General features: G+C 45.7%; 16 protein-coding genes. 4 read left to right on the forward strand and 12 right to left on the reverse strand.

What is annotated here, in order from left to right; all coding sequences use genetic code 11:
• The first annotated feature begins 91 nt into the window (after positions 1-91).
• On the forward strand, positions 92-1318 hold the full coding sequence (locus RJ41_RS12190) for a threonine/serine exporter family protein (RefSeq protein ID WP_039221102.1): 1227 nt from the start codon (positions 92-94) through the stop codon (positions 1316-1318).
• A gap of 173 nt (positions 1319-1491) precedes the next feature.
• Here RJ41_RS12190 and RJ41_RS12195 read toward each other — a convergent pair whose 3' ends face one another.
• The 4 genes from RJ41_RS12195 to RJ41_RS12210 all read right to left on the reverse strand — a co-directional run bounded on the left by RJ41_RS12195 (position 1492) and on the right by RJ41_RS12210 (position 5925).
• Entirely contained in the window at positions 1492-2586 is a 1095-nt protein-coding gene (locus RJ41_RS12195; protein WP_039221104.1) for a YcjF family protein, read from the reverse strand.
• The gene (locus RJ41_RS12200) at positions 2583-3974 is read right to left on the reverse strand and encodes a YcjX family protein (protein ID WP_039221106.1); all 1392 of its coding nucleotides are present in this window, start codon (positions 3972-3974) and stop codon (positions 2583-2585) included. Before RJ41_RS12200 ends, RJ41_RS12195 begins: the two co-directional genes overlap by 4 nt.
• Positions 3975-4186: 212 nt before the next feature.
• A complete protein-coding gene (locus RJ41_RS12205) occupies positions 4187-4948 on the reverse strand; it encodes an MBL fold metallo-hydrolase (RefSeq protein ID WP_039221108.1) in 762 nt (253 codons plus the stop codon).
• A gap of 53 nt (positions 4949-5001) precedes the next feature.
• Positions 5002-5925: a LysR family transcriptional regulator gene (locus RJ41_RS12210; RefSeq protein ID WP_039221153.1), complete on the reverse strand. Its 924-nt coding sequence runs from the start codon at positions 5923-5925 to the stop codon at positions 5002-5004.
• Between the two features lie 235 nt (positions 5926-6160).
• On the opposite strand from RJ41_RS12210, the gene RJ41_RS12215 reads away from it, so the two are divergent.
• Positions 6161-7381, forward strand: coding sequence for an acyl-CoA dehydrogenase family protein (locus RJ41_RS12215; protein WP_039221112.1), 1221 nt, complete (start codon positions 6161-6163; stop codon positions 7379-7381).
• A gap of 116 nt (positions 7382-7497) precedes the next feature.
• On the opposite strand, the gene RJ41_RS12220 is transcribed toward RJ41_RS12215, so the two are convergent.
• The 6 genes from RJ41_RS12220 to RJ41_RS12245 all read right to left on the reverse strand — a co-directional run bounded on the left by RJ41_RS12220 (position 7498) and on the right by RJ41_RS12245 (position 19740).
• A complete protein-coding gene (locus RJ41_RS12220; RefSeq protein ID WP_039221115.1) occupies positions 7498-10224 on the reverse strand; it encodes a TonB-dependent receptor plug domain-containing protein in 2727 nt (908 codons plus the stop codon).
• A gap of 289 nt (positions 10225-10513) precedes the next feature.
• Positions 10514-12232 (reverse strand): amidohydrolase, encoded by a 1719-nt coding sequence (locus RJ41_RS12225; protein WP_039221117.1) that lies wholly within the window; start codon positions 12230-12232, stop codon positions 10514-10516.
• 354 nt (positions 12233-12586) lie between these two features.
• On the reverse strand, positions 12587-14680 hold the full coding sequence (locus RJ41_RS12230) for a TonB-dependent siderophore receptor (RefSeq protein ID WP_039221120.1): 2094 nt from the start codon (positions 14678-14680) through the stop codon (positions 12587-12589).
• A gap of 150 nt (positions 14681-14830) precedes the next feature.
• Positions 14831-15952, reverse strand: a complete 1122-nt coding sequence (locus RJ41_RS12235) for an ABC transporter permease (protein ID WP_039221123.1) — start codon at positions 15950-15952, stop codon at positions 14831-14833.
• 3 nt (positions 15953-15955) lie between these two features.
• Complete coding sequence (gene rbbA / locus RJ41_RS12240) at positions 15956-18688, reverse strand: ribosome-associated ATPase/putative transporter RbbA (RefSeq protein WP_039221125.1); 2733 nt, start codon at positions 18686-18688, stop codon at positions 15956-15958.
• A complete protein-coding gene (locus RJ41_RS12245; protein ID WP_039221127.1) occupies positions 18688-19740 on the reverse strand; it encodes an HlyD family secretion protein in 1053 nt (350 codons plus the stop codon). Before RJ41_RS12245 ends, rbbA begins: the two co-directional genes overlap by 1 nt.
• A 241-nt stretch (positions 19741-19981) precedes the next feature.
• On the opposite strand from RJ41_RS12245, the gene RJ41_RS12250 reads away from it, so the two are divergent.
• A complete protein-coding gene (locus RJ41_RS12250) occupies positions 19982-21679 on the forward strand; it encodes a class I SAM-dependent methyltransferase (protein WP_052235462.1) in 1698 nt (565 codons plus the stop codon).
• Between the two features lie 18 nt (positions 21680-21697).
• On the opposite strand, the gene RJ41_RS12255 is transcribed toward RJ41_RS12250, so the two are convergent.
• Positions 21698-22825, reverse strand: a complete 1128-nt coding sequence (locus tag RJ41_RS12255; RefSeq protein ID WP_039221131.1) for a DUF4124 domain-containing protein — start codon at positions 22823-22825, stop codon at positions 21698-21700.
• Positions 22826-23073: 248 nt separating this feature from the next.
• Between RJ41_RS12255 and RJ41_RS12260 the strand changes: the two genes are divergently transcribed.
• Positions 23074-23310, forward strand: coding sequence for a hypothetical protein (locus tag RJ41_RS12260; RefSeq protein WP_039221134.1), 237 nt, complete (start codon positions 23074-23076; stop codon positions 23308-23310).
• A 97-nt stretch (positions 23311-23407) separates the two neighbouring features.
• On the opposite strand, the gene RJ41_RS12265 is transcribed toward RJ41_RS12260, so the two are convergent.
• Positions 23408-23641, reverse strand: coding sequence for a hypothetical protein (locus RJ41_RS12265; protein WP_039221136.1), 234 nt, complete (start codon positions 23639-23641; stop codon positions 23408-23410).
• Positions 23642-23715: the final 74 nt, after the last annotated feature.

Here is a 23715-nt window from a genome sequence, read left to right on the forward strand (position 1 = left end):
CCCAAATTTTAGCCAGACACTTTATCTATGCGTCTGGCTTTTTTGTCTTATTTATCTCATATTAAAGTTATCAAAACTTAAGGGCAGTGCGTTGGATACCGTTGAATTTATTCAAATTCGTAGATTTATAGTGAAGCTTGGCAAAATGCTGCACAAGTATGGTACCCCTGCGTTTCGTCTGGAAGCTTACCTAGGTGAAGTCGCCAAGTATTTAGGTGTACACGCGTCATTTATTTCTACGCCTACGTCGCTAACTTTCGTTATTTGGAGCGATCGTCACGAAGACGAGTACAACCACGCAGCCCGTTTACTTCCTGGCGAACTAGACATGAATGCGCTGTCGCTCACTGACGAACTTGCCAGCGAGCTTTTGTCTGGCAATTTAACACTGAGCGAAGCAGACAAGCGTTTAAACGAAATAGATGCCATGGGCAGCCCTTATGGCAAAGGAATAACCGGCGTCGCCTTTGCCATGGCAACCGGCGCATTTGCCATGCTAATGGGTGCAAGCTGGAGCGAAATTGGCTGGTCAGCCGCTTTAGGAATTGTGGCTTATTTGTGGACACTATGGGCGCAGCAGTCCAAGCGCGTAAACTTAATGCTAGAGCCTGTTACCGCGTTTGTTGGTGGTATTCTTGCCTGCGCCATTGGCCAGTACGTTGACCCTGGCATTAATATCCCTTTGGTTGTGCTTTCGTCGGTCATTGTCTTTGTGCCTGGGCTTGCGCTGACTATGGGCCTTGCTGAGCTTTCATCTCGCAATATGGTGTCGGGCACGGCCCGAACAATGGACGCTATAATGCAGCTTTTCAAACTGTATTTCGGTGCGTTTTTGGGCGTATCTATAGGTTTTAGCGCGTTTGGTGAGAACGTATATACGCCAGCAGAATCATTACCGTATTGGGCAACCTGGCTAGCGGTGTTCCTACTGTGCATTGCCCTAGTAGCCATTTTTAGAACCCGTGTTAAACATATTCCTTGGGCATTGGCTGCGGCGTTTATTGCCTACAGCGCAACTGCATGGAGCTCAGACTACATGAGCCCAGGGCTTGGCGCATTCGTGGGAGCCTTTGCATTAGGTATTTTTGCTAACGCGTTTACGCGCATTGCCAATCAGCCAGCGACTATTGTGGCAATGCACGGTCTTATTGTGCTGGTGCCGGGGTCTAAAACCTATATTGGCTTGAACTCGTTTATGACCGGCCAAGACTTTGTAAAAGCCGATCATTTGGGCCAAGAAGTGTTTCTTATTTTCATGTCGCTAGTGGCGGGGTTAATCTTTGCTAACGTAGTCGTGCCCACTAAGAAAGCGTTGTAACAGCATAATCATCGGGCAGCCTGAAAGGGCCAAGCCTGTTACGCAAATCTATGACGCAAAATGATAACGCTGCCTTGTAAGTGCCAGATCCCTTTAAATAAGGGTAGGCAAAAGCAGCGCAACCAGAGACGGTGTAAACAAAATCAGTGTAGTGAAAAGCGTAGCTAAAAGCGCTATTTAAGTAGTTTAATTAACGCTCTTCCTAAACGGGCGTTGAGCGCACCGGCAGCAATGGCTTCAGCCGAGTTTTCCATAAACTTGGCCGACAAGCTGCCGCCAATTTGATTGGCCACTTCATCGGTGGCCAAGTCGAACACGCCCTGCGCCGCTATGTTTTGTGCCAGTACCTTTAGTAGCTTCCAATTGCCCGCTGTGCTTGGTCGTAACCCATACACACGGGCCATACGGCGAATAGTGCGAAAGCTAATCCAAACCACGGCAAAGGTTTGAATAAGGTTGTTGGGGCTGATAAACGCCAGGCTTCCTGCGGTTACCGACTCTTTATTGAGCACCTTGTGTGCTTTTTCCTGAACAGGCTTTAATACTGTATCTTCGTAAAGACCAAGTCGTTCTGGCCCTGTCATGTCGTCTTGAAGCTGCTGCTTATAACGGTCAAAACAATGGGCCGCGTAAGAACCGCGAGAAAAACGTTTTCCGTGCTGACTTAACACACTGTCTATTTTTTGTGGCGATGTTTCACTTCCTCTATTAGCCAACAAACCACGGATTACACCGGCATCTTCCATCGCCGTATTAACTTGTTTATAGCCGCGCCATTCTTTAAAGCTTAAAAAGCTGAAACAGCTTACAAACCCCACCAGTAGCGCACCCAAAACTCCTGTACCAATGGGGTGCTCAGAAACGTTCGCAGCAAGGGTGGTATAAGCTTCAAAAACGAAAAAGCCAATTAACGACACTACACCAAAGCCCAAGGTGGCGGCACCTAACGAAATACCATCTTTTTGCGCATCTACTTCCCACACGTCTTCACTGACTTGCTGTGGAAGTTTGGTTTCAGGCTGCGCAATATCTAATGTTTGCGTTTTCACTTTGGTTTTATACTGCGGTTTGTTTACCGCACTATTATTTTGCTCGCCCTGTGACGCTGTTTGAGGTTGCGTATCTGCATTACCTTGCCGATCGCTATTCGCGCCATAAAGCGCATCGCTTCTTATATTAGATGAACTGCTCATATTGGACGAACTGATGGAGTCGGGCGAGCTAGACGGCTCTGGGCTTTCATCAAATGTATAAGGTTTATCGCTCATTCTTGCTCTCCTTTGCCCAGTAAAAACTGAAGCAATCTATCTACACCCTTGCCTGCTAAAATACGTGCTTTGAAATCGCTAGGCACACTCACATCTGGTACCGGGAAGTGACTGCCCTCTTCCATTTCTTTTAGCGTGCTGGGTATGGGTTCAAACGTAGATTCAACGTAACGACCATCCGTGTCTTTGTAGCGAATAGCATCTTCATTACTGCCCTCGTCGGTGACTTGCATGCTAGACACTAAAAAATGTTCAAACTGAATCGGTTTACCGTCGAACCGCGCTCGTGCCCCTTCGGTAATTTGGGTAAGCAAGTTAAGTAAATTACCGCGCTGACTTACCGGCACCAAGTCAGACTTGGTGGCCACAAACGCCACCTTGCCAATCTGCTCTTTTTTCAGCACATTGCGCGAAAACCACGTACTTTGCCCGTACACAAAGGTATCGGCCAAGTGGCTTAGGGTTTCCTTTAACTGATACAAATGCTGCCTGCTGTGGTTAAGCCCTTCAAACAGGTCTACAAGAATAATTTGCTTATCGGTTTCTTTAAAAATGGACTGCTTTAATGGCGTTAACCACCCGCTTTGAAACTTCGAAAAATGCTTATCAAATATTTTAAACCATGGGTGCGACACGTCGCTGGTAATGCTTGAGGGCAGCGGCGTAAAGCCAAAGGCCTGCCAATCAAAGTCGCTCGACTCCAATAAAAAGCTACCCGGCTGAAGCAAAGATATACCGTTAGCTTTAGCTTCAACCAAATAATCGCGGTAGGCATTAACAAGCAACTGAATGCGCTGTTCTGTGGGCTCTTGTTCAAAGTCGAATTGATTAACAAAGGCTTTCCATTGGCTTGCAAAATATTGCTGTGGCCCGCTACTAAGTTGCGCCCATGCAGAGTCTGACCAATGCGCATAGGTTTTACTTAACATGGGAATGTCCGTCACCCATTCCCCTGGGTAATCAATAAATTCAAACACCACTTCGCTATGGGGCAAAACATGGCGCTTCAGCGATGCGGTTTCTTTCAAACGTACTACTAACTTAAAGCCAAACGCTTCTTCGGTAGCTTTTGGCCACTGGCCGTTTTCAAGATCAGCTATATTCTGCAAATGTGGAAAGGGTTTATAGCCCTCAATAGGCGCTATGTGCATATCTAGCACTAGAGAAGGTGGTAAGTATCGCAATAACGGCAAACACGCATAGCCTTCTTCACTTCGACTTTTCAGCATGGTGATAAGGCTGGTGAACAGCATGGACTTGCCACTTCGACTAAGCCCAGTAATGGTGAAGCGGTGCGTTTCTTTATTAAACGCACTACTTAGCTTGTCGCCAGTTAGCGACGCTAATTCCCGAGTTTTGTCAAAAAGCGTAGCGATATTCTTTTGCATTATTTTTGTTTGCTGCCTTTGCTGTTCCTATAGCCTTGAACCTATTACCTTGGCCTACTGCCTTAAAGATAAGGTGCCGCGAGGGGTGCTTTCGCTTCGTTGCCCTCACTTCATTATAGATATGACTTAAAGAGTAATGTGGTTACTGAGGGATAAAAGCAAGGGCGGTGCCAGCTAAGTTATCACTGTGAAATAAAAAACGCGTTGGCTATTTAATGCTCGCGGGTCTGGTTAAAGAGCTTTTTCTTTATGCGGTTTTTGCTGGAATGCCAGTGATTCTTGGGCTTGCGCGGTGCATTTTCGATTACGTGTTCAAAATCGATATCTGACTTTTTCGTCGGTGGTACATGGGCGCAAAAGAATGTATCAATTTGTGACTGAGCCAGCCTTTTTAAGCTTTCACGGTATTGGTTTGGGTGACATAAAGGGTATGGCGGCACTAACTCTCCTTTAACCTGTACCAATACATCGGCTATGTAAGCCTGCTGCGTGGGAATATGCGCAAGGGTTAGGTCATGATCGGTATGGCCTGGCGTGTACATTACCTGCCAATCAGAAAAGCCCGGTAGGGTTTGATTGTCTTTAAGCGTGATGTCTGGCGCTAATATCGGGTTGTACCAAATGGGCATTCTTGGTTTGCCAATACGATTTGCCACCCACCAGGTTAATAGCAAGTCGATACCGTGAGCGGTACGCCCCGCGAAACCCGAATACCAGTTAGCCGCCTTAGGATGAGACGCCACCTGCGCACCTGTACGCTTGCGCAACGCAACAGCGCCACCGGCGTGGTCAGGATGCATGTGGGTAACCACAATAAGCTTCAAGTGGGTTAACGGGCGCCCTAGGGTTTGGGTAATGTAATTGCACACATTGTCTACATCGGCACGACTACAACCATCAAGCAACAGCAGGCCACTTTTATCTTCAACAAGATAAATATGCTGTATGTAGCCCGCTAATGTGTGAATTTTCATTATTACTTCCTTTCACCCGAACCTGCGTCGATAGCATTAAATCCTATCAGAACCTATCTGGTAAGACCAGATTCAGCGAACAAGTGTAGCATTAAATCCCGTAGCCACATCAGCCCTGGCTCGCCTTCTTGTTGGCTATGCCAGTAAAGGTGCGTTTCCAATGCGGGTATTTGATAAGGCAGCTTAGTGCTTATCAGGTTATCGTCACTTACCGCATCGGCTACTGAACCCGGCAAGGTTAATAAAGCATGGGTATTTGCCACCACATCTGCTGCCGCTCGGTAGTTTTGGCAACGCCATAAAGAAGGCCGGCTTACGCCCAACTGTTGCAGCGCAATTTCTTCCACCGACGCACCTTTAGCACGGTTAGACACCGTAATATGGCGTGCTGCCACATACTTTTTCTTATCTAAATTCTGCGCCAAGGGGTTTTGCTTATTCATAAGCACTTTGTAGGTATCGCGACGTAAAAGCGAATGGGAAATAGGTGCAGCAACGGCGCGGCCAATATCAATGACCAAATGAAGGTTTCGGTTGGTTAAATCAGCTAGTATGGTGTCACGATGTAAGCGAGTGCTTACTATCTCAATATTAGGAGCTTGTTTTTCTAAGGTAGAAAGCAGTACGGGCAAAACCCCTAACTCTAATGACTCTTGCATGGCTATAACAAAGCGCTGATGACTATGTAACGGGTTAAAATCAGTGAACTCCCCCAGTGCTTTTCTAATATCACCCAAGGCTTTCAAAATAGCAGGAGCTAACCGTTCGCAGGCGGCGGTGGGCAACATGCTTTGCTTTTCTTTAACAAAAAGCGGGTCGCCTAAAATATCCCGAAACCTGCGCATGGCATGGCTAACTGCCGACGGCGTAATATGCAGCGCTTCAGCCACACGGGTCATGTTTCTATGCTGCCAAAGCGCTTCGAACACCTTTAGCAAATTCAAATCTAGTTTTTCAAATTGTCTGCTTTCAAGCATTGCGCAAACCATGAATGAAATTCACACCATTCAAGGATTATATTTCATTTCATTCACTGGGCAAGTTTCTCTAGTATGAGGCTAACGAAACACTTTCGCACTCATTCATCGATAGCGAAAGAACATGGATTTAGTGCACGCTTAACAAGCATGCTAACCATGTGATGAAAAGCCTAAATACGCTGCTGAAAAGCGTTACAAACTTCAACGAGCAATTTAAAAGTAAAGGTACCCTATGGATTTTTCACATAACGACAAAACCAAAGCCTTATTAGAAAAGCTGGATAACTTCATTGCTGAGCATATTGCGCCAATTGAAAATGAAGTTTACGACTTTCACCATAAAGAAAATAACCACGGCGACTGGAAAAACTGGAAGCTGCACCCTGGCACCGAGGCACTAAAAGCCAAAGCACGTGAAGCGGGCTTAGCGAATTTATTTCTGCCAGATGCTGAATTGGGCCAAGGTCTTACCACACTTGAATACGCGCCAATGGCTGAACGCATGGGTAAATACCTGTTTGCCCCTGAGATATTCAACTGTAATGCACCAGATACCGGTAACATGGAAGTGCTGTATCACTTTGGTAGCGATGCACAAAAAGAAAAGTGGCTAACACCATTACTGGCTGGCGAGATCCGCTCAGTGTTTGGCATGACCGAACCGGATGTTGCATCGTCTGATGCTACCAATATGGCCGCAACCATTATTGAAGATGGTGACGACGTCGTTATTAACGGCAAGAAGTGGTGGTCGACAGGCCTAGGACACCCTAATGCAGCCTTCACGATATTCATGGGTTTATCGAACCCAGATAACGACAAACACAGCCGCCACAGTATGGTAATAGTGCCACTAGACACACCAGGAATTACCATAAAGCGCATGCTAGATGCCTACGGCGATTACGATGCGCCATACGGCCATGGCGAAATGCACTTTGATAATGTTCGCGTAAGTAAAGACAACATCATAATGGGTTTGGGCAAGGGGTTTGCGATAGCACAAGGTCGCTTGGGCCCTGGCCGTATTCACCACTGCATGCGCGCTATCGGCATGGCAGAAAAAGCATTAGAGCTTGCCCTTAAACGCGGTCACGAACGGGTTGCCTTTGGTAAGCCCATCATCCGTTTAGGCGGTAACCTAGAGCGTGTAGCTGATGCTCGCATGGCAATAGAGCAAGCGCGTTTGCTTACCCTTCACGCGGCATGGAAGATAGATAACCTTGGCGTTAAGCATGCTATGACAGAGATCTCTGCCATCAAAGTGGTAGTGCCTAATATGCTTCAAAACGTCGTAGATATGGCACTACAAATTCACGGTGGTGCAGGCATGTGTAGCGACTTCCCGCTGGCCCGTTTTGCGGCTGGCGCAAGAGCCCTTCGCTTAGCTGACGGCCCTGACGAAGTACACAAAGGTATGGTGTCGCGCCTAGAGCTTAAAAAATATCAGTAGCAAAAACTAGCACTTGAATAAATTTTAGTCAAAAAAATACCGCTTCTTGTAACAAGAAGCGGTATTCAATTTTTTTTTAAACTAATTAGTTAGCTTTTTATCTGGCTAAAAATAGCTTAGTAAGTATAGCGTGCCTGCACGTACCACATACCACCATTGAAACCAAACGGGCTAGCTTCTGAGTAAAGCTGACCTAAGCTTCCCGCACTTGGGTTTTCTTCTGGATATTCGTCGAACAGGTTGTTCACACCAATCACAAGATCGAGGTTTTCGCTATAAGAGTATTTAGCCTCAACGTCTATCAAGATAGCCGCATCAATACCGTCTACACCGTTACCTGTATCGTCCCAACCACCGTAGTAGTTAGCGCGAACAAGCGTACGCAACGCGCCTTGCGTGTGTGTCCATGAAATATTACCGCGTAGGTTTGGCAGTAAGTCTTCAATAGCTGCAACACGACCCTCGCCGATTGGGTTAAGCGTACCTACATCGTCTACTTCGGTTTCGTTGTAGTTTGCCGCTAGGGTAATACGTGAATTACCTTCCCATAAATCGAAGCTGTAGTTACCTACAATGTCGATACCGCGCGTTGTGGTGTCGAAGCTGTTCGAGAAGAAACGGAACTGCGACAAATCGTCTAAGCCGATAAAGTCTGAACGGTCGATAATACCCGACGCATCAAGCTCGGTAAGCGCTTCAGATACGGTTGCGTAATCTGTACCGCCACCGGCAAAGTTAAGCGCATCTAGGAAATTTACGTTAGCACCAAGTGCAACACGGTTTTCCATTTCAATATTGTAGAAGTCGATGGTCCAGCTCATGTCTGCCACATCAATTGATGCACCGAATGAGAAGTTCACGGCTTCCTCTGGCCCTAGGTCTGGGCGACCGTTACCTTGGCTTTCAATAAAGTCAGCCGCTAATTGACCTGCCGCCGATGACAATGGCAGTGTACCTTGGTCAATCAACACGCCGTTCACGTTTTGCGTGGTAACGTTAGTAATGCTTGCTTGACCCGCTGTTGGCGCGTGGAAACCAGTTGAGTACGCACCGCGTAAACGGAAGTCGTCAGTGACGTGGAAAATACCCGCTAGTTTAAAGTCGGTAGTATCACCAAACTCACTGAAGTCTTCACGACGTAGCGCTGCTTGTAGGGTAAGTTGCTCTGTTACGTCGGCTTCTAAGTCAATGTAAACCGCGTTACTGTCTTGCGACGAGCTGGTATCACGGGGGAAACCACCAAAACCGTTAGAGCTAGACGAGAAGCCTTGGCTTGCTAGCGGACCAAGCGCATAAGACGCTTCATCACCAGCAAATAGATCGAACTCTTCTTTGCGGTATTCAGCACCAAACGCAACGTTCAAGTCAGACGCTAAACCTACATCAACACCGTATACAAAGTTAAGGTTAACTAGAGTTTCGGTTTGCTCTTGACCACCAGGTACGAAGTCGCGAGGGGTTGCTGGGCCTAATGACGCATTAATGGTGTTCTTAATAAAGAAGTCTGTGCGGTTCGAACCACGCTGCGCACTGAAGTCGTAGCCTAAGCCGTTACCAACATCTAAGTCACCACGTACACCTACAGTGAACGCCATGTCTTCGTTATCACCTCCAAAGCGCGGTACAAAGCCCGTTGGGATGGTTTCAATGAACGAGAAACAATTATCATCTGCCTGAACTTGCGCTAGGAATGTTGGGTCGGGGAATACGTTGCCTTCACCGCCAATTGGAATACCGTCAATACAGCTTCCGCCTACGCCCACACCGTCAAGGTCGCCAACAAGTACTGAGTGCACGCCGTCTGGATCGGCTAAACCTGTGAGTGGGTCAACCAGTGGACCTGCGTATACACCGCCGCGCTGGCTACCTTCAGTAACTGGGTTACGATAGAAGAAACCACCGGTTACTGTACGCTTGCCGTAGTTACCAAATAGGTAAAGCTCAGCTTTGTCGTTTAGCTCATACGCTGAGTTAATGAATAGCTTGTAGTCATCTTCTACGTCTGGCTGGCCCCAATACTGTGGCACTTCGTTGGTATAGTTGTTAATGGTAGAAAAATCTGACTGTGTTAGGTAACCCGCATCAACCATGCCCTGCACGTCGTTACGTACTACTGAGCGTACCGTACCTTCAACGTCGCGAATTTCACCCGTGATATTTACAAAGCCGTCGGCACCTAACGAGAAGCCAGCGTTGGCTGAAATAGTGTAGTTGTCGCCGTCGCCTTCATAGGTAGAGCCATAGTTAGCGCGGAACTCAAACCCTTCGTCGTTATCGCGAAGTAAGAAGTTAAGTACGCCAGCGATAGCATCTGATCCGTACTGTGATGATGCACCGTCACGCAGTACTTCTACTTGCTTCAGAGCGAGTGATGGAATTGCCGAAATATCAACACCCTGCGCACCATCAGAAATACCACCACCTAAGAAAGAGATAATAGAGCCACGGTGACGGCGCTTACCGTTTACCAGTACCAACACGTTATCTGGCGACAGGCCGCGCATGTTAGCCGGGCGCACAATAGTAGCGGCGTCACTAATTGGCTGTGTATTTACGTCGAACGACGGTACATTCGTACGCAGCATATCTTGCACGTCGCTTGACGAGTTTTGGCGGAATTCCTCACCCGTAATTACATCTACCGGCACTGGCGAGTCGGCTGCAGAGCGGTTGCTCATGCGTGTACCCGTTACAATGATATTTTCAAAATCTTCTGCTTTCTCTTCCGCTTCTTGTGCAAAAGTAGGTGCTGACATTGCCGCAAAAAACGGTAATGAACTAGCAATAATAGCTGAGGTTATTCGATTAAGTTTTTTCCCTTTAGGGAAGTTACCTTGATCCAATGTGTTTCTCCTTCAAGACGTGTTGTTTTTAAGCGTTTTAAGTTTTTTGATTATTTTTATTATTGGCGTAGGCAACGCTTATTAGCGGTTGTTGAATAGAATGTAATACAACCAAACTAATATGCATCTCTAAATTAGAATAGATTCACTAAAAAATACACCTTTGAGAGATAATTATCACTCATTAGATGAATATTATATTAGCCTTTAGGATAAAAGAACGCTTTGTTATTAGGAGGAGCGCAGAAAACGCCGCACACCAACAGCATGCAGCGCTTATAAAAGCAGATTAATTATTGGTAAGATTTTGAAAGACTACCTTGCCGTTTACCACTGTCATCACAACGTTGGCCTTCAAAATATCGCTAGGTTCTGCCGTCATAAAATTAGTGTCGAAAACAGAAAAGTCGGCGTATTTTCCCACTTCAATAGAGCCTAAACTATCTTCTTGAAACGACGCATAGGCAGGCCATAGGGTGAACATGCGAAGTGCATCTTCCCGAGATAACGATAATTCTGGGTGCCAACCTTTATCTTGCGTACCGTTAAGCCTACTACGGGTAATGGCTGCGTAAAACTCAATGCGCGGGTCGCCCACTTCAACAGGGGCATCTGAGCCACCCACCAAAACAACGCCTTTATCCACCAGCGGTTTCCACGGGTAGGCATACTCCAAACGACTGTACCCCAATCGACTTGGCGCAAAGTTTAAGTCACCGATAGCATGACTAGGCTGCATTGATGCCACAATGTTCATGTCTGCCAGTCTGTCTTGCTGGTTAGGTGGAATAATTTGCGCGTGCTCTAAGCGCCAGCGCAAATCGTCGCTTTTCCACTTAGCCTTGGGCAACGCCTCCCATGCCTCTTCGTACCAATTTAGCGTGGAGTATAACGCACGGTCACCTATAACGTGGGTCATCACCTGGAACCCCTGCTTTAAGGCCTGCTCCAGTACCGGCATAAGTTCATCTTTTGTGGTGCGGTTCATAAAGCCGCTGTGATCAGCGTCGCTATAAGGCGCAAGTAGCGCGGCGCCACGGGAACCTAACGTACCGTCGATGAACACCTTTATCCCGTTCAAATAAAACAGCCCTTCTGCAAGCGTTTCAGTGCCAGTTTGAAAAAGCTTTTCTGACTCGCTAATAGGTATAGCAATATAAACCCGGTGCAGCATCTCGTCATTATTGGCCAGTTGCTTTAACTGCTGAACCTCTCGCCACTTCATGCCTGCGTCGTGGGTTGCCGTCCATCCTTGCGACACATTTACCTGCATACCGCGCTTTAAATTGTCTTGTATATATTGGTCGGACTCGGGGGGTAAAATATTTCTAAAGAAGTCCATTGCCGTTGCCAAAACATAACCGGTGGGCGTGCCATCGTCATAGCGTTCAAACTTTCCACCTTCTGGGTCGGGCGTGTTTTTGGTAACACCGGCTAGGGCCAACGCTTTTGAGTTTACCACGGCTGAAACACCGTCGGCGCGGGGCATAAATAGCGGCTTATTTCGAGTGAATGGATCTAGGTCGGCCGCGGTCAGAAAACGCTGCTCGTCTTGCCATTCACGCTCTATCCATCCACGGCCTAATACCCACTCACCGTCTGGTACGTTTTGGGCAAAGCTTTTAATTTCAGCTACCGTTTGCTTTAGCGTGGCAATGCCAAACAAACTTAACGTGCGTGTGCGCTTCCCTATACCTTCAAGATGCTGATGGCTATCGGTAAAACCTGGAAAAAGCGTGCTGCCTTTCAAATCAATACGCTTTTCAGCACCGCAGTACCAAGGCGCTGCGTCGGCCTCTTTACCAACAAACACTATGCGACCGTTTTCAACTGCTACCACTTCGGCCTGCCAGTTTTTATCGTCAGCGGTATATATAACACCGTTATAAAACACTGCATCTGAGCTGTTACAGGATTCCGAGGTTTGTGCCAAAACATCAATAGATACAAAGGCTAAGGTGGCGACAAAGCCCTTTAATATTAAGCGCGATAACGCGGTTGGAAACATTGAGTTCACCTACTTTATTATTACTCGCTTTCATTGGTAAAAAGCGAGAAGCGGCCAGTTAAATGAACCCATGTTTGTTGAAACATACGTTTTTAAAAGTCCATTTTTTATGCAGATTAAATACACTAGCAACTGACCTAATTTTAATCAAGGCAGTGGCTTGGTGTAAGAGGCGTGGTTTTCTCGCCCTGCACATCGATAGTTTAAACAGACTGTTTATCGGGCTGAGCAAATACCGGCGTATGCATGCTTATGCTAAGAAAGGCGGCAGATGAAAGTAGCAAGACAGGTTGCTGAAAGCAAAAGGTAGCGCCCCTACAGGTTAGCTACCTTTACCCTAATATAGCGCTTTAATTAAAAGCTATACGACGCACTTAGCTGGGCGTTAATGCCTGCGCCGTAATAACCCACGGTGTGTAGGCTGTTAATGTACTTCTTATCGAAGATGTTATTGATGTTCATGCGAACAGTAAGATCTTCAGTAAACGCGCGTGATGCATACACATTACCTAAGAAATACGCGCCTTGTTCAACGTTATAATCCACATTGCTTATTTCAGACTGCCAGCGACCGCCAAAACCCAGTTCTACTTCTGGTGCTTGCGGTACTGTGTACGCTAGCTGAAAGGTTACTACGTCACGCGGTGCCCATAAGTTAGCATCGTTACCTTGCTCGTCTTCTACGTCAATAGCGGTGTAAGACGCATTAACACGCAGAGCATCGGTTACCTGCCCTGCTACTTCAATTTCAAAACCGTCAGACTCTACCGACACGCCTTTGTAGTAGTACTGAAGCGTGTCTGGGTTAGTGCCAGCGTAGGCCGCCAAATTGTCTTGCTCTGCAGTGAAGTACGCGAACGTGGTTAATAAACGGTCATCGAACCACTGGGCTTTCACGCCTGCTTCAAAGTTTTGGCCTTTAGTTGGGTCAAGGTACTGCCCGTTAATGTCGTACTGCTCTTGCGGCTGGTACACATCTGAATAACTCACATAGGCATTCACATCTTCAGTTACCGCGTAAGTCGCACCAACGTAAGGGCTGGCTTCGCTTTCTGAGTTATCGATAACCGCACCCGCGTTTTGCCCTGTACGCTCAAAATCAATAGCGTTGAAACCAGCAATAACATGCATTTCATCGGTAACGCTGAAACGCGCAGAACCGAAGTAACGGGTTAGGTTTTGCTCAATGTTTGAATACTCTGAAGCGGCAAGCCAATCAGGCTCGGCAATAGCATCTAACGCATAAGGGAACGCAGGCGTTGGCCCATAGGCAGGTGTAGTGGCATAATCAAAAGCGTGAACGAAAGACACATCGTCGCTGGTAGCGTGGCTTACCCCAAAGTTCACTTCATGGTTGCGACCGAATAGCGAAAAATCACCAAAAACACGGCCTTCTACTAGATGAGAATCGCGCTCAGAATCGTATCGACCCGGCCAGCCAACCAGGCCTAAGCCTGTGTCTTTATCAATTGCGCCGTAGGCGTAAAACAGTTTGCTTTGATCTTCAAAGTCGCGGTAGTTATAGCTAAGCAGTAGCTGCCAATCGTTATCGAACACATAGTCTAGCTCTACAAACGCATTGGTGGTTTCGGTATCCCATTTCGTCCACTCTTGGGTAGTGGTATCGCTAATGTCCCACTCGGCTTGGGTGCCTTCGGTATAGTTAAACACTAGCCCGCCCCAGGTGTTGCCGTCGGTATTAGCATCTTGGTAAGACAACCCAAAGGTTACTGTAGCATTGTCGGTTAACTGACCGTCGATAACACCGTAAACAAAGCTGCGATCGTTCTCTAGGCCATCAAGGTGCGACTCTTTATCTTCAACACTGGCTACTACGCGAGCTGCCCAGCTGCCGTCTTCGGTAAGCAGCATTGAATAGTCGCCCTGTACGCGCTTAAAGTTATACGAACCTATGCTTGCGCCAATTTCACCGCCCTCTTCATTCGTTGGACGCTTGCGTACATAGTTAATGGTACCCGACGCATTACCCACACCGGTTAGCAGGCCATTGGCACCACGAATAACTTCAATTTCTTCATAACCGTACGCTTCAACAGAGCCGGTAACAATACCCCAGTCGTTCGGCAGGCCTACACCGTCTATTTGAGTGTTTTTAATTTCAAAACCACGGGCTGTATAGTTGGTACGGTTAGTTTCCCACTCTTCTACGTTTATACCCGGCGCAAGCTTTAGCGCATCGTTAATATTAAACGCACCGAACGACTGCATTAGGTCTTCAGAAAGAATGCTAATAGACTGAGGCGTTTCGCTAATTTCCATGGTTAAGCCCGTTGCGCCGCGGCTAACGCGGTTTTGACGAACGCCAACAATACGAATTTTTTCAACGTCTGCTTCTTTAACTTCTACCGTATCGCTTTGCGTAGTTTGCGCATTTACCGACAATGCAAACGCGATAGGCGTTAGTGCAAATAAACTGCTTAATTTCATGGTTTTCTCTGTTATTGGTTTTGAAGGGTTTGGATGTTTTCGGGGCAGGAGTATAAAACAGCTTAAGCTTAATTTAAATGACAATTATTTCTATTTACATTAAAAATAGAGCAATAAAACAGAGAATGGACGCAAAACTAGATAGCGCTTCTAAGCCATACTACCAATGGTGCTTTTAAACCTTTTAAGCGCTATAAAATAAAACGCACAACCAATAGCTAAAAGCGCCAATAACTGAGGATATATAACGCTAACGCCCGCCCCTCGATACAATACCCCTTGGGAAGCCATTACGAAGTGCGTATTAGGCATTAGCAACATTGCGTATTGAATGAATTCAGGCATGCTTTCTCTTGGTGTTACACCACCAGAAAGCAACTGAAGCGGCAATAACACTAAGATGAGTAACAATCCGAACTGGGGCATAGAGCGCGCAATAGTGGCCATAAAAATACCCATACTCGATACGGCGAATAACTGTAAAGCAACAGCCACCATGAAAAGCCATATTTCGCCATTGACTGGTACGCCAAGTACCCATTGAATAATTAAATACACCGAAAGCAAGGTAGTAACCCACACAACTACCCCCGAGGCTAACAGCTTAGAAAGCATAATTTCACTGTCTGACACTGGCATAGCTAACAGGTGCTCTATAGTGCCGCGCTCTTTCTCTCGAATAAGCGCAGCCCCAGACAAAATTATGGCTACCATTGTTACGGCATTAATAAGTTCCATGACAGAACCAAACCAAAAACTTTCAAGCGCGGGGTTAAAGCGGGCTCGCATGATCAGTTCGACAGGGTAAACAGTGTCAGACTTATAGCCCTGTAAATATGCGTTCACTTCATCGGTGATTATTTCAGTAATGTAACCATTGCCGGTAAACGCCTGGCTGATACGCGTGGCATCAACGTTAACCTGAACGTCGGGCTGTAACCCGGCCATAATGTCTTTTTCAAACTCAGGGGGAATGGTAACCACAAAGGTATACTTACCTGTGTCTAAATACGTGTCGGCTTCATTACTTTCAATGATATCTGGCGCTAGAAAATAGGGAGGGTAAAAAGCATCTATCACTCGATTAGATATCTGCGAGTTGTCGTGATCAACAAAGGCAATGGGCGCATTGTGCAAAGATTCGGGTACCGCAGTGGCCGCAGTGTAAATGTTTACTGTAAACACATAAGCAATAAGAATAAGCATGGCCGGGTCGCGCCATAGACTCCAAAGCTCTTTTATACTTAACTGGGTTACATTTTTAATTTCCACGGTTTAGCGCTCCTGCTTGCGCAACAAAACAGTGGCAAGCCACAGTGTAATTGGAATAGAAATAGCAATGGCAAACACTGCAAAATCAAGCGTACCAAAGCCTAACCCTTTGCTAAATATTCCTCGGCTAGCAGTTAAAAAATAACTAATGGGGTGAAGCTCTCCTATTAAGCGCCCTGCCCCTTCTAAGGCAGAAACTGGCGTTATCATGCCTGCAAACTGCACAGCCGGAACCATGGTGCCAATGGTGGTAAGCAAAATTGCGGCAATTTGACTGTTCGTAAAAACTGAAGCCAACAAACCAAAGCTGGTAGAAAAAGTAACGAATAACAACGTTATAATGCATAGCACCAGCATATCCCCTTTTAATGGAACATCGAAAAGCCCCACTGCCATTGCAACTAACAGCAAGAAGCTAACAAACGAAGTAGCGATATAGGGTAGTTGCTTGCCCAACAAGAACTCGATGCGTGTAACTGGCGTGACGTACAAATTGATTATCGAGCCTAGCTCTTTTTCACGTACCACCGCCAACGATGTTAAAAGCGCAGGGATCATCAACAATAACATGGGCATTACCGCAGGTACGATTGCCACTAAGCTTTGAACATCTGGATTATATAAATAGCGTGATTCCACATTAATACTGCTAGTCGACTGCACTTGGCTAGCTTGTGAAGCTTGCTGCAAAAGCCATTTCAAGTGAATACCTGTTACATAACCCTCTATCGTTTCTGCCCGTGATGGCATAGAGCCATCAATCCATGCCCCTATTTCTACTTGTTCGCCCTTATGCAGCTTTTGGCTAAATTCGGGAGGAATTTCCACAGCCAATGAAAGTTCGCCGCTTTTCATTCGCCGGTCCATATCGGCGTAACTGGTTATAGCAGGCTGCTCATTAAAATAGCGTGAGCCAGATAAAGCATTGCGATAGTTAAGGCTAGTAGAAGTTTGATCGCGGTCGAATACAGCATAGCTTAAGTCGTCGACATCCATAGTAATGCCATAGCCAATCACCATCATTAACACCATGCTGCCTAAGAACGACATAGTTAAGCGAATAGGATCGCGAATAAGTTCAAGGGTTTCACGCGAGGCATAGCTTAACAACCGTCGTAAGCCTTTTGCGCGTTTGCTTGGTGGTGTGGTTTTATCTGCACTAAAACTTTCTTGCGCGTTTTGATCTGGCTTTTGAGCCTGGTTCGCAGGCGTTTGTGCTTCAACTAAGTAATCGATAAACGCGCTTTCTAACGTATCGGCAGATTTAGATGCTTTTATGGCCTCTGGTGTGTCGGTTACCAACACTTCGCCTGCATGCATTAGCGAAATTCTGTCGCACCGTACGGCCTCATTCATGAAGTGAGTAGAGATAAAAATGGTTACGCCGTCTTTTCGCGCTAAGGAAATAAGCAACTGCCAAAAGTTATCTCGGGCAACTGGATCTACGCCAGAAGTGGGTTCATCTAATATTAATACTTCAGGTTTATGAACCATGGCCACGGCTAATGACAAACGCTGGCGAATACCAAGCGGAAGGTCGTTCGGTAGGCTGTGTTGATGATGGCTTAAGGCAAAGCGGTTAAGCATTTCATCTACCCGCGAATTTAGTATCTTGCTAGCTACTTTGAATAGCTTGGCATGAAGCGTAAGGTTTTGCCGAACGGTTAATTCGGTATACAAAGAAAAGCTTTGCGACATATAACCTACGCGGTAGCGGGTGTTGATATCGTTAGCAGCAAGCGGGCTGCCCAGTAACCATGCCTCGCCAGAGGTTTGCGGCAACAGGCCAGTAAGCATTTTCATGGTGGTAGACTTACCACAGCCATTCGAGCCTAGAAAGCCAAAAATTTCGCCTTTCCCAATAGTAAAGCTAACGTTATTTACTGCCGTAAAATCGCCAAACTTCATAGTAAGATTTTTAGCTTCAATAGCGGTTTTGGTATGCTCACTAGCTTTATAAGGCTGCACAACTACGTTGCGATGCTGCTGCTTTGCGCCTGCGGGTAAAAGCGCTATGAATGCCGCTTCTAAATTGGTGGTTTGCGTTTCCTCAAGCAATGACGCTGGCGAGCCACTTGCCAGTATTTCACCTGCATTTAACGCTATTAGATGATCAAACTGTTGGGCTTCATCCATATAGGCTGTAGCTACCAGTACCGTAATATTCGGCTGGGCTTTGCGGATATCTTTAATAAGCGACCAAAATTGACTGCGGGCAAGGGGGTCTACCCCTGTGGTGGGTTCGTCTAAAATAAGTAAGCGGGGGTCGTGTATTAAGGCACAGCACAAACCGAGCTTTTGCTTCATTCCACCAGACAACTTACCAGCCGGACGCGATAAAAACGGGTAAAGCCCGGTTCGTTTGGTAAGGTTATCTATTCGAATGCGACGCTGCGCGCGATTATGCCCAAAAAGTTTGGCAAAAAACTGTAAGTTTTCTTCTACCGATAGCGTGGGGTATAAATTTTTACCTAAGCCTTGCGGCATATATGCAATGTCGGAACATATAGCGGCGCGGTGCTTTTCATCACGCATATCGCCACCAAGAACCTGCAACTGCCCCTTTTGCATAACTCGCTCACCAGCAATAAGCGACAGCAACGTAGATTTGCCCACGCCATCAGGGCCAATTACGCCTACCGTTAGGCCCGCGGGAATAGAAAGCGCAAGATTGTGAATAGCTGTGGTGCTTTTGTAGCGAACCGTTAGCGAATTGCATTCAATAATGTTGCCCATTAGTCGACAAGCTCAGGTAGGTCGCTAGGCCATTCAGCGGTATCGTTTAGCTTTACCCATACTTCACCCGGTAACCCTGTTTTCACTTTTTCAATGTGCTGCTTTAACAAATCTATAGGAATTTGTGCTTTAACCCTGAACATTAGCTTTTCTCGTTCGCTTTGGGTTTCAACCGACTTAGGTGTAAATTGCGCCACATCGGCAACGTAAGAAATGGTAGCCGGAATAGCTACATCGGGCGCAGCATCAAGCACAATGCGAGCTTCACCGCCCATTGTTAGCTTGCCCACCTGCGTGGCAGGTAAAAAGAATGTCATGTATACGTTTGTTAGGTCGACCAAACTAAGTACACGGCCACCTGCGCCAACAACTTCGCCAGGCTCTACAACACGGTATTGAATGCGCCCACTACGTGGTGCTTTTAACACCATATCGTTAATTTCAGACTGAATTTGCGCAATAGTGGCATCGGCCGCACTTACTGCCGCCTGTGCAGAGTAATATTGCGCACGCGAAGCTTCAATGGTGGCATCGGCTGCTGTTAAACGAGCATTAGCAGCATTTACCGCTGCCTTTGCGCTTTCAACAGTGGTTAGATTATCTTCTGCCAATTGCTTAGACACTGCACCCGTTTTTGACAATTCATTAGTACGGGCAGCATGCGCTTCGGCGGCTTTTAGCTCGGCTTTAGTTTGTAGCAATGCAGCTTGAAGTGCTGACTTTTCGCTTTGGCGCTGTGCAACCGCCATATTTGCAGCTTCTACCGCACTTTTAGCTTGCTGACGCTGCGCCTTGGCCTGCTGAAGCTGGCTATTAATGGTAGTGGTATCGAGTTTAGCGACCACATCACCCGCCGTTACTCTGTCACCTTCGTTCACATAAATTTCTTCTACACGGCCTGCCACTTTAGCTGAAATACCAATTTCAGTAGCTTCAATGCGCCCATTCCCCGACACTACATCAACATTTTCAGGGCCACTAAAAATAGTGCTAACAACCACAACCAAAAACACAACGAACATAATAGATAAAATAAACGGCGTTTTTTTCACAGCGGCGCTCCCTGCGGTCTAACAATAAAGGTGAGAAGTGGCGAAAACGCCAAGGTTAATAGCTTAAGTATACTGAGTAGTGCACTTTAGACTTTGCGCTGGATCAAACTTTTGGTAGGTTGGCTGTTTTGCTTAGTCGTGCATATAAACATATACGTTGTATAAGAATAAGCTCCTCTTGAGTTTATTCTTCAAATGCTTTAGAAATGGAAATTCAACGGATTGGCAATAAGTTAGCGGTTTGACCCAAAATATAACGTACTACTCAACTAACGCTTCGACACTTGCGAAACAATACGATAGCGTACCCTTCGAGTCTGTTCACAAAGAATGGTTATACGCCATACCTAAAGAAGGAATTGTGCTGGATGTGGGTGCAGGCTCTGGACGTGATGCGCGTTATTTAGCCTCAAAGGGTTTGGGTGTGGTTGCGGTCGAGCCCGCAACTGGCATTAGAGAGCTCGCGCAAGGCTATACCGTTTCAAACCCAATTCACTGGATATCAGATACACTACCCGAACTGACTGAAGTTTTTCGCTTACAAACAAAATTTGATTTAATACTTCTAAGTGCAGTTTGGATGCACCTCGCGCCATCGTCACGAGAACGGGCTTTTAGAAAGCTATCTTCTTTGCTAAAGCCTAATGGCAAGTTAATTATCTCGCTGCGACATGGCAACTGCGCTGACGAACGTACCATGTACCCTGTTTCAGCAGATGAACTGGCTAAATTTGCTAGCCAGTTCGGGCTTACTTATCGACTGCTTACTCCTGAAAAGTCAAACGATGAGCTAGGTCGCGCTGATGTTCAGTGGCAAACGGTTTTACTGATGTTGCCTGATAATGGTACAGGTGCATTTCCTTTAATCAGGAATATCGTAATAAACGACAGTAAATCATCAACGTATAAGATAGCACTATTACGAACACTGCTTAGAATCGCCGAAGGCCATCCAGGCGCTGTAATAGAACAAACAAACGAGCATGTTGTTTTACCTGTTGGACTGGTGGCGCTCTATTGGCTGAAGCTTTATAAACCCTTAATTGATAAGTTTGAAATGCAGCAAAACAGCAATGCGAGCAGAGGATTAGGATTTATCAAGGAAGACGGCTGGCAGAAAATTAAAGCCTTTTCTAGCAATGATTTTTATATTGGGGCGCATTATTCAGACACCCTTACAGTACAAGCCCTTTATCGAACCCTTAAAGACATAGCATCGACGGTAAAAAACATGCCGGCTAGATACATTACGTTACCCGGCACTGATAAAGGTGTTTTTCATGTTGAACTTAATCAAACTCGAAAACCTAAAACCGACCTTCTCTTAGACTTCGATTTTTTGTCTTCACTGGGTAAGTTCTATGTTCCTACTCATATTTGGGATTCATTAACGCAGTTTAGCGTATGGATAGAGCCAACTTTGATTAATGAATGGTCTTCTTTAATGGCTGGGTACAGCCAAAACAAACAAAGGCCACTTACTAAAGTAGATTACCTCAATGCGCTTAGATGGGACGACCCAGAACGCACCACTTCAAGGATTCGAAAGCGCGTTAACGAATTACTAAAGAGTGAAAATGTTGCATGCTGCTGGTCAGGTAAGCGTTTGAGGCTATCTAGCTACGCTATCGATCACGCGTTTCCGTTTGCACGATGGCCTAACAACGACCTGTGGAATTTGCTACCTACTAAGTCGAGCATAAACGCCAATAAATCAGACAAGTTACCTACTGGTTTAAAGCTTTCTAGTTCTCGTAAACAAATTATCTCTTGGTGGAAGCAAGGTTGGCAGAATAACCAAGCAGAATTTTTCAGCCAAGCCAATTTGGCTCTTCCGAATTTAAGCCCCCGCAACACCAACTTTGATGACGTATTTGAAGCGTTCGCGCTGCAACGTGATCGTATTAAAGCGTTGCAACAGTTGGAGGAGTGGCGTTAATGCTGGAAGACTATTTTATCAATAATTACTTCTAAACCAGCGCCTAAAATCATTGTCCAGCGCAGCAATACTTCCCCCGTACAATAATTGGATATCCTTTGTGGAAAGCTCTTTACAGCCATTTTCCGCCTCTAATAACAGAAGCCGGCTCATGAGTTCTTGATTCTCGTTCATTAGAAAGGTAACGAAAGCCCAGCTAGAAGCATAGAATTGATGTGGTTGTTTACGCCAACTGCTCTCCGTTCCCTCAAAGAGTGTGGTTAAGGCTAGTGGCTGATTACTTTTAAAGTGATTAACCCACAAGCTGTTGGTTAAAACTCCCGGGGTTTCTGAATATTCCGCCATTCCTTCATTCAACCATTTCGCTACTTGACCATACCAATATCGATTAATGGTATGCATTATCTCATGAGTTATAGTTTGAAGTGTTTGCTCATTATCACGAATTAAAATAGCAGACTCATTTAGCCCTGCTGAATAAAAACCCGAGCTAGTCGCGGTCGCAAGATTAAAACGCTTACTATATTTCTCGTACGCGTCTTTATCACTAAAGCTCCTTATATTTGCTACAACAGGAACCACTGATTCTTCGGGTGTAACATGCGCAAAGGCATCTATTGCTTGCTGTACTCTTTCCCGCACTGCCCCTTGAACATTAAAAGGTAAATTATGAGAGAGAAAATTTAGCGATATAGCCTCTGGATCAATTGTTTTAGCAACCCTTACCGAAGTACCACTGTTTAGCTTTCTAGGAGAGTCACTTATATGCTTAACACCTTTCCCGTCTGTCCATGTATAAATAGTTTTTCTTTCGGGTGGTTTAATCTTGTCTAAACATTTGTATGTGTGAGGGGCTTCATGCTCACCTATGCCAGAATTACTTTGGGTATAATCGTCATAATTCTTTTTAGCTTCTAAACCCTTTTGACCATGAGAAATTTCTACTAGTGAACGCAAAGCGTCAGGAGCAAGGCTTTCTTGATTACTTTTGCCCTGAAGTTGAGCTTCTACAAAGCCAAAGGCGAGATGGAGGAATTGAGGTAGATTGATACTATCCCGCGCGAAGTATAAAACACCCAAACTATTAATAAGTACAACGCTTACGACTATAAAAAGCTTCGCGCCAATTCCATTTCTGTTTACCATGCTAGTCCTTCAACACCGCCATAAATCTAGGCGTGTAATCAGACTACAACACCTCGTTAGACACAAACCATTAGTTAGCTAGAGTAGGTTTGAATTTCTATACATAGTTATAAGATAAAAGCACTGACAACTAATCGCCAATCTGAAAACATCAATTGAAAGGGTGTTTATATAAACGCAGCCACGGTAGCTCAGTAGTACAACCTGGCTAAATAGAATTGCTGACCATATAATTTTCAAGGATGATCATGAAAAAGACATACACGTTACTTCTATTACTAGTAGCAGCCACATATTCGTTTGCTGGCTCTAACTTTACTCCTTCTAAATACCAATGCGCAGGCATAGAGCAGCGTATTGACAACATTAACTCAAAAATGCGCGCTGGTTACAGTGCGAGAGAAGGCGAGCAATTGAAAAATCAACTTCGAAGCCTAAAACAACAACGTTATGAGTGCAAAAAGAAAGGATTCTCTGTTAATTAGATTGTTAATCGACTTTTACGCCGAGCCGTTACGGGCTCCTGTTACAGTCTCGGCACTCCTGCGAAAAGTCGCCCCCTTGGTAATAAAAAAAGCTTTATTAATGTACATTTTTTTTCTTGAAATCAGCCCAGCCTTTCACAGCTTCCTCTCCTATTAAACCTTGCTCCAGCATGTCATTAATTGCTTTGCACGTTGAATCTATAACCCACTCATCTTCAATATAGCAGGCAAGCTTCCTCTTTCCTTTAACCGTTATTAGCGTATAACGTTCTACGACTGGAGAGGTTATTCTTTTAAAGTATGACTTTCCTATCAAGTTTGTGACTGTCATTTCGTAAACCTTAATATAGTTTGATTGTAATTGTATTCATTTAACACAGCTATTATTGCATGTTCCGGCCCATT

Source organism: Alteromonas marina, from assembly GCF_000808575.1.
Classification (GTDB): domain Bacteria; phylum Pseudomonadota; class Gammaproteobacteria; order Enterobacterales; family Alteromonadaceae; genus Alteromonas; species Alteromonas marina_A.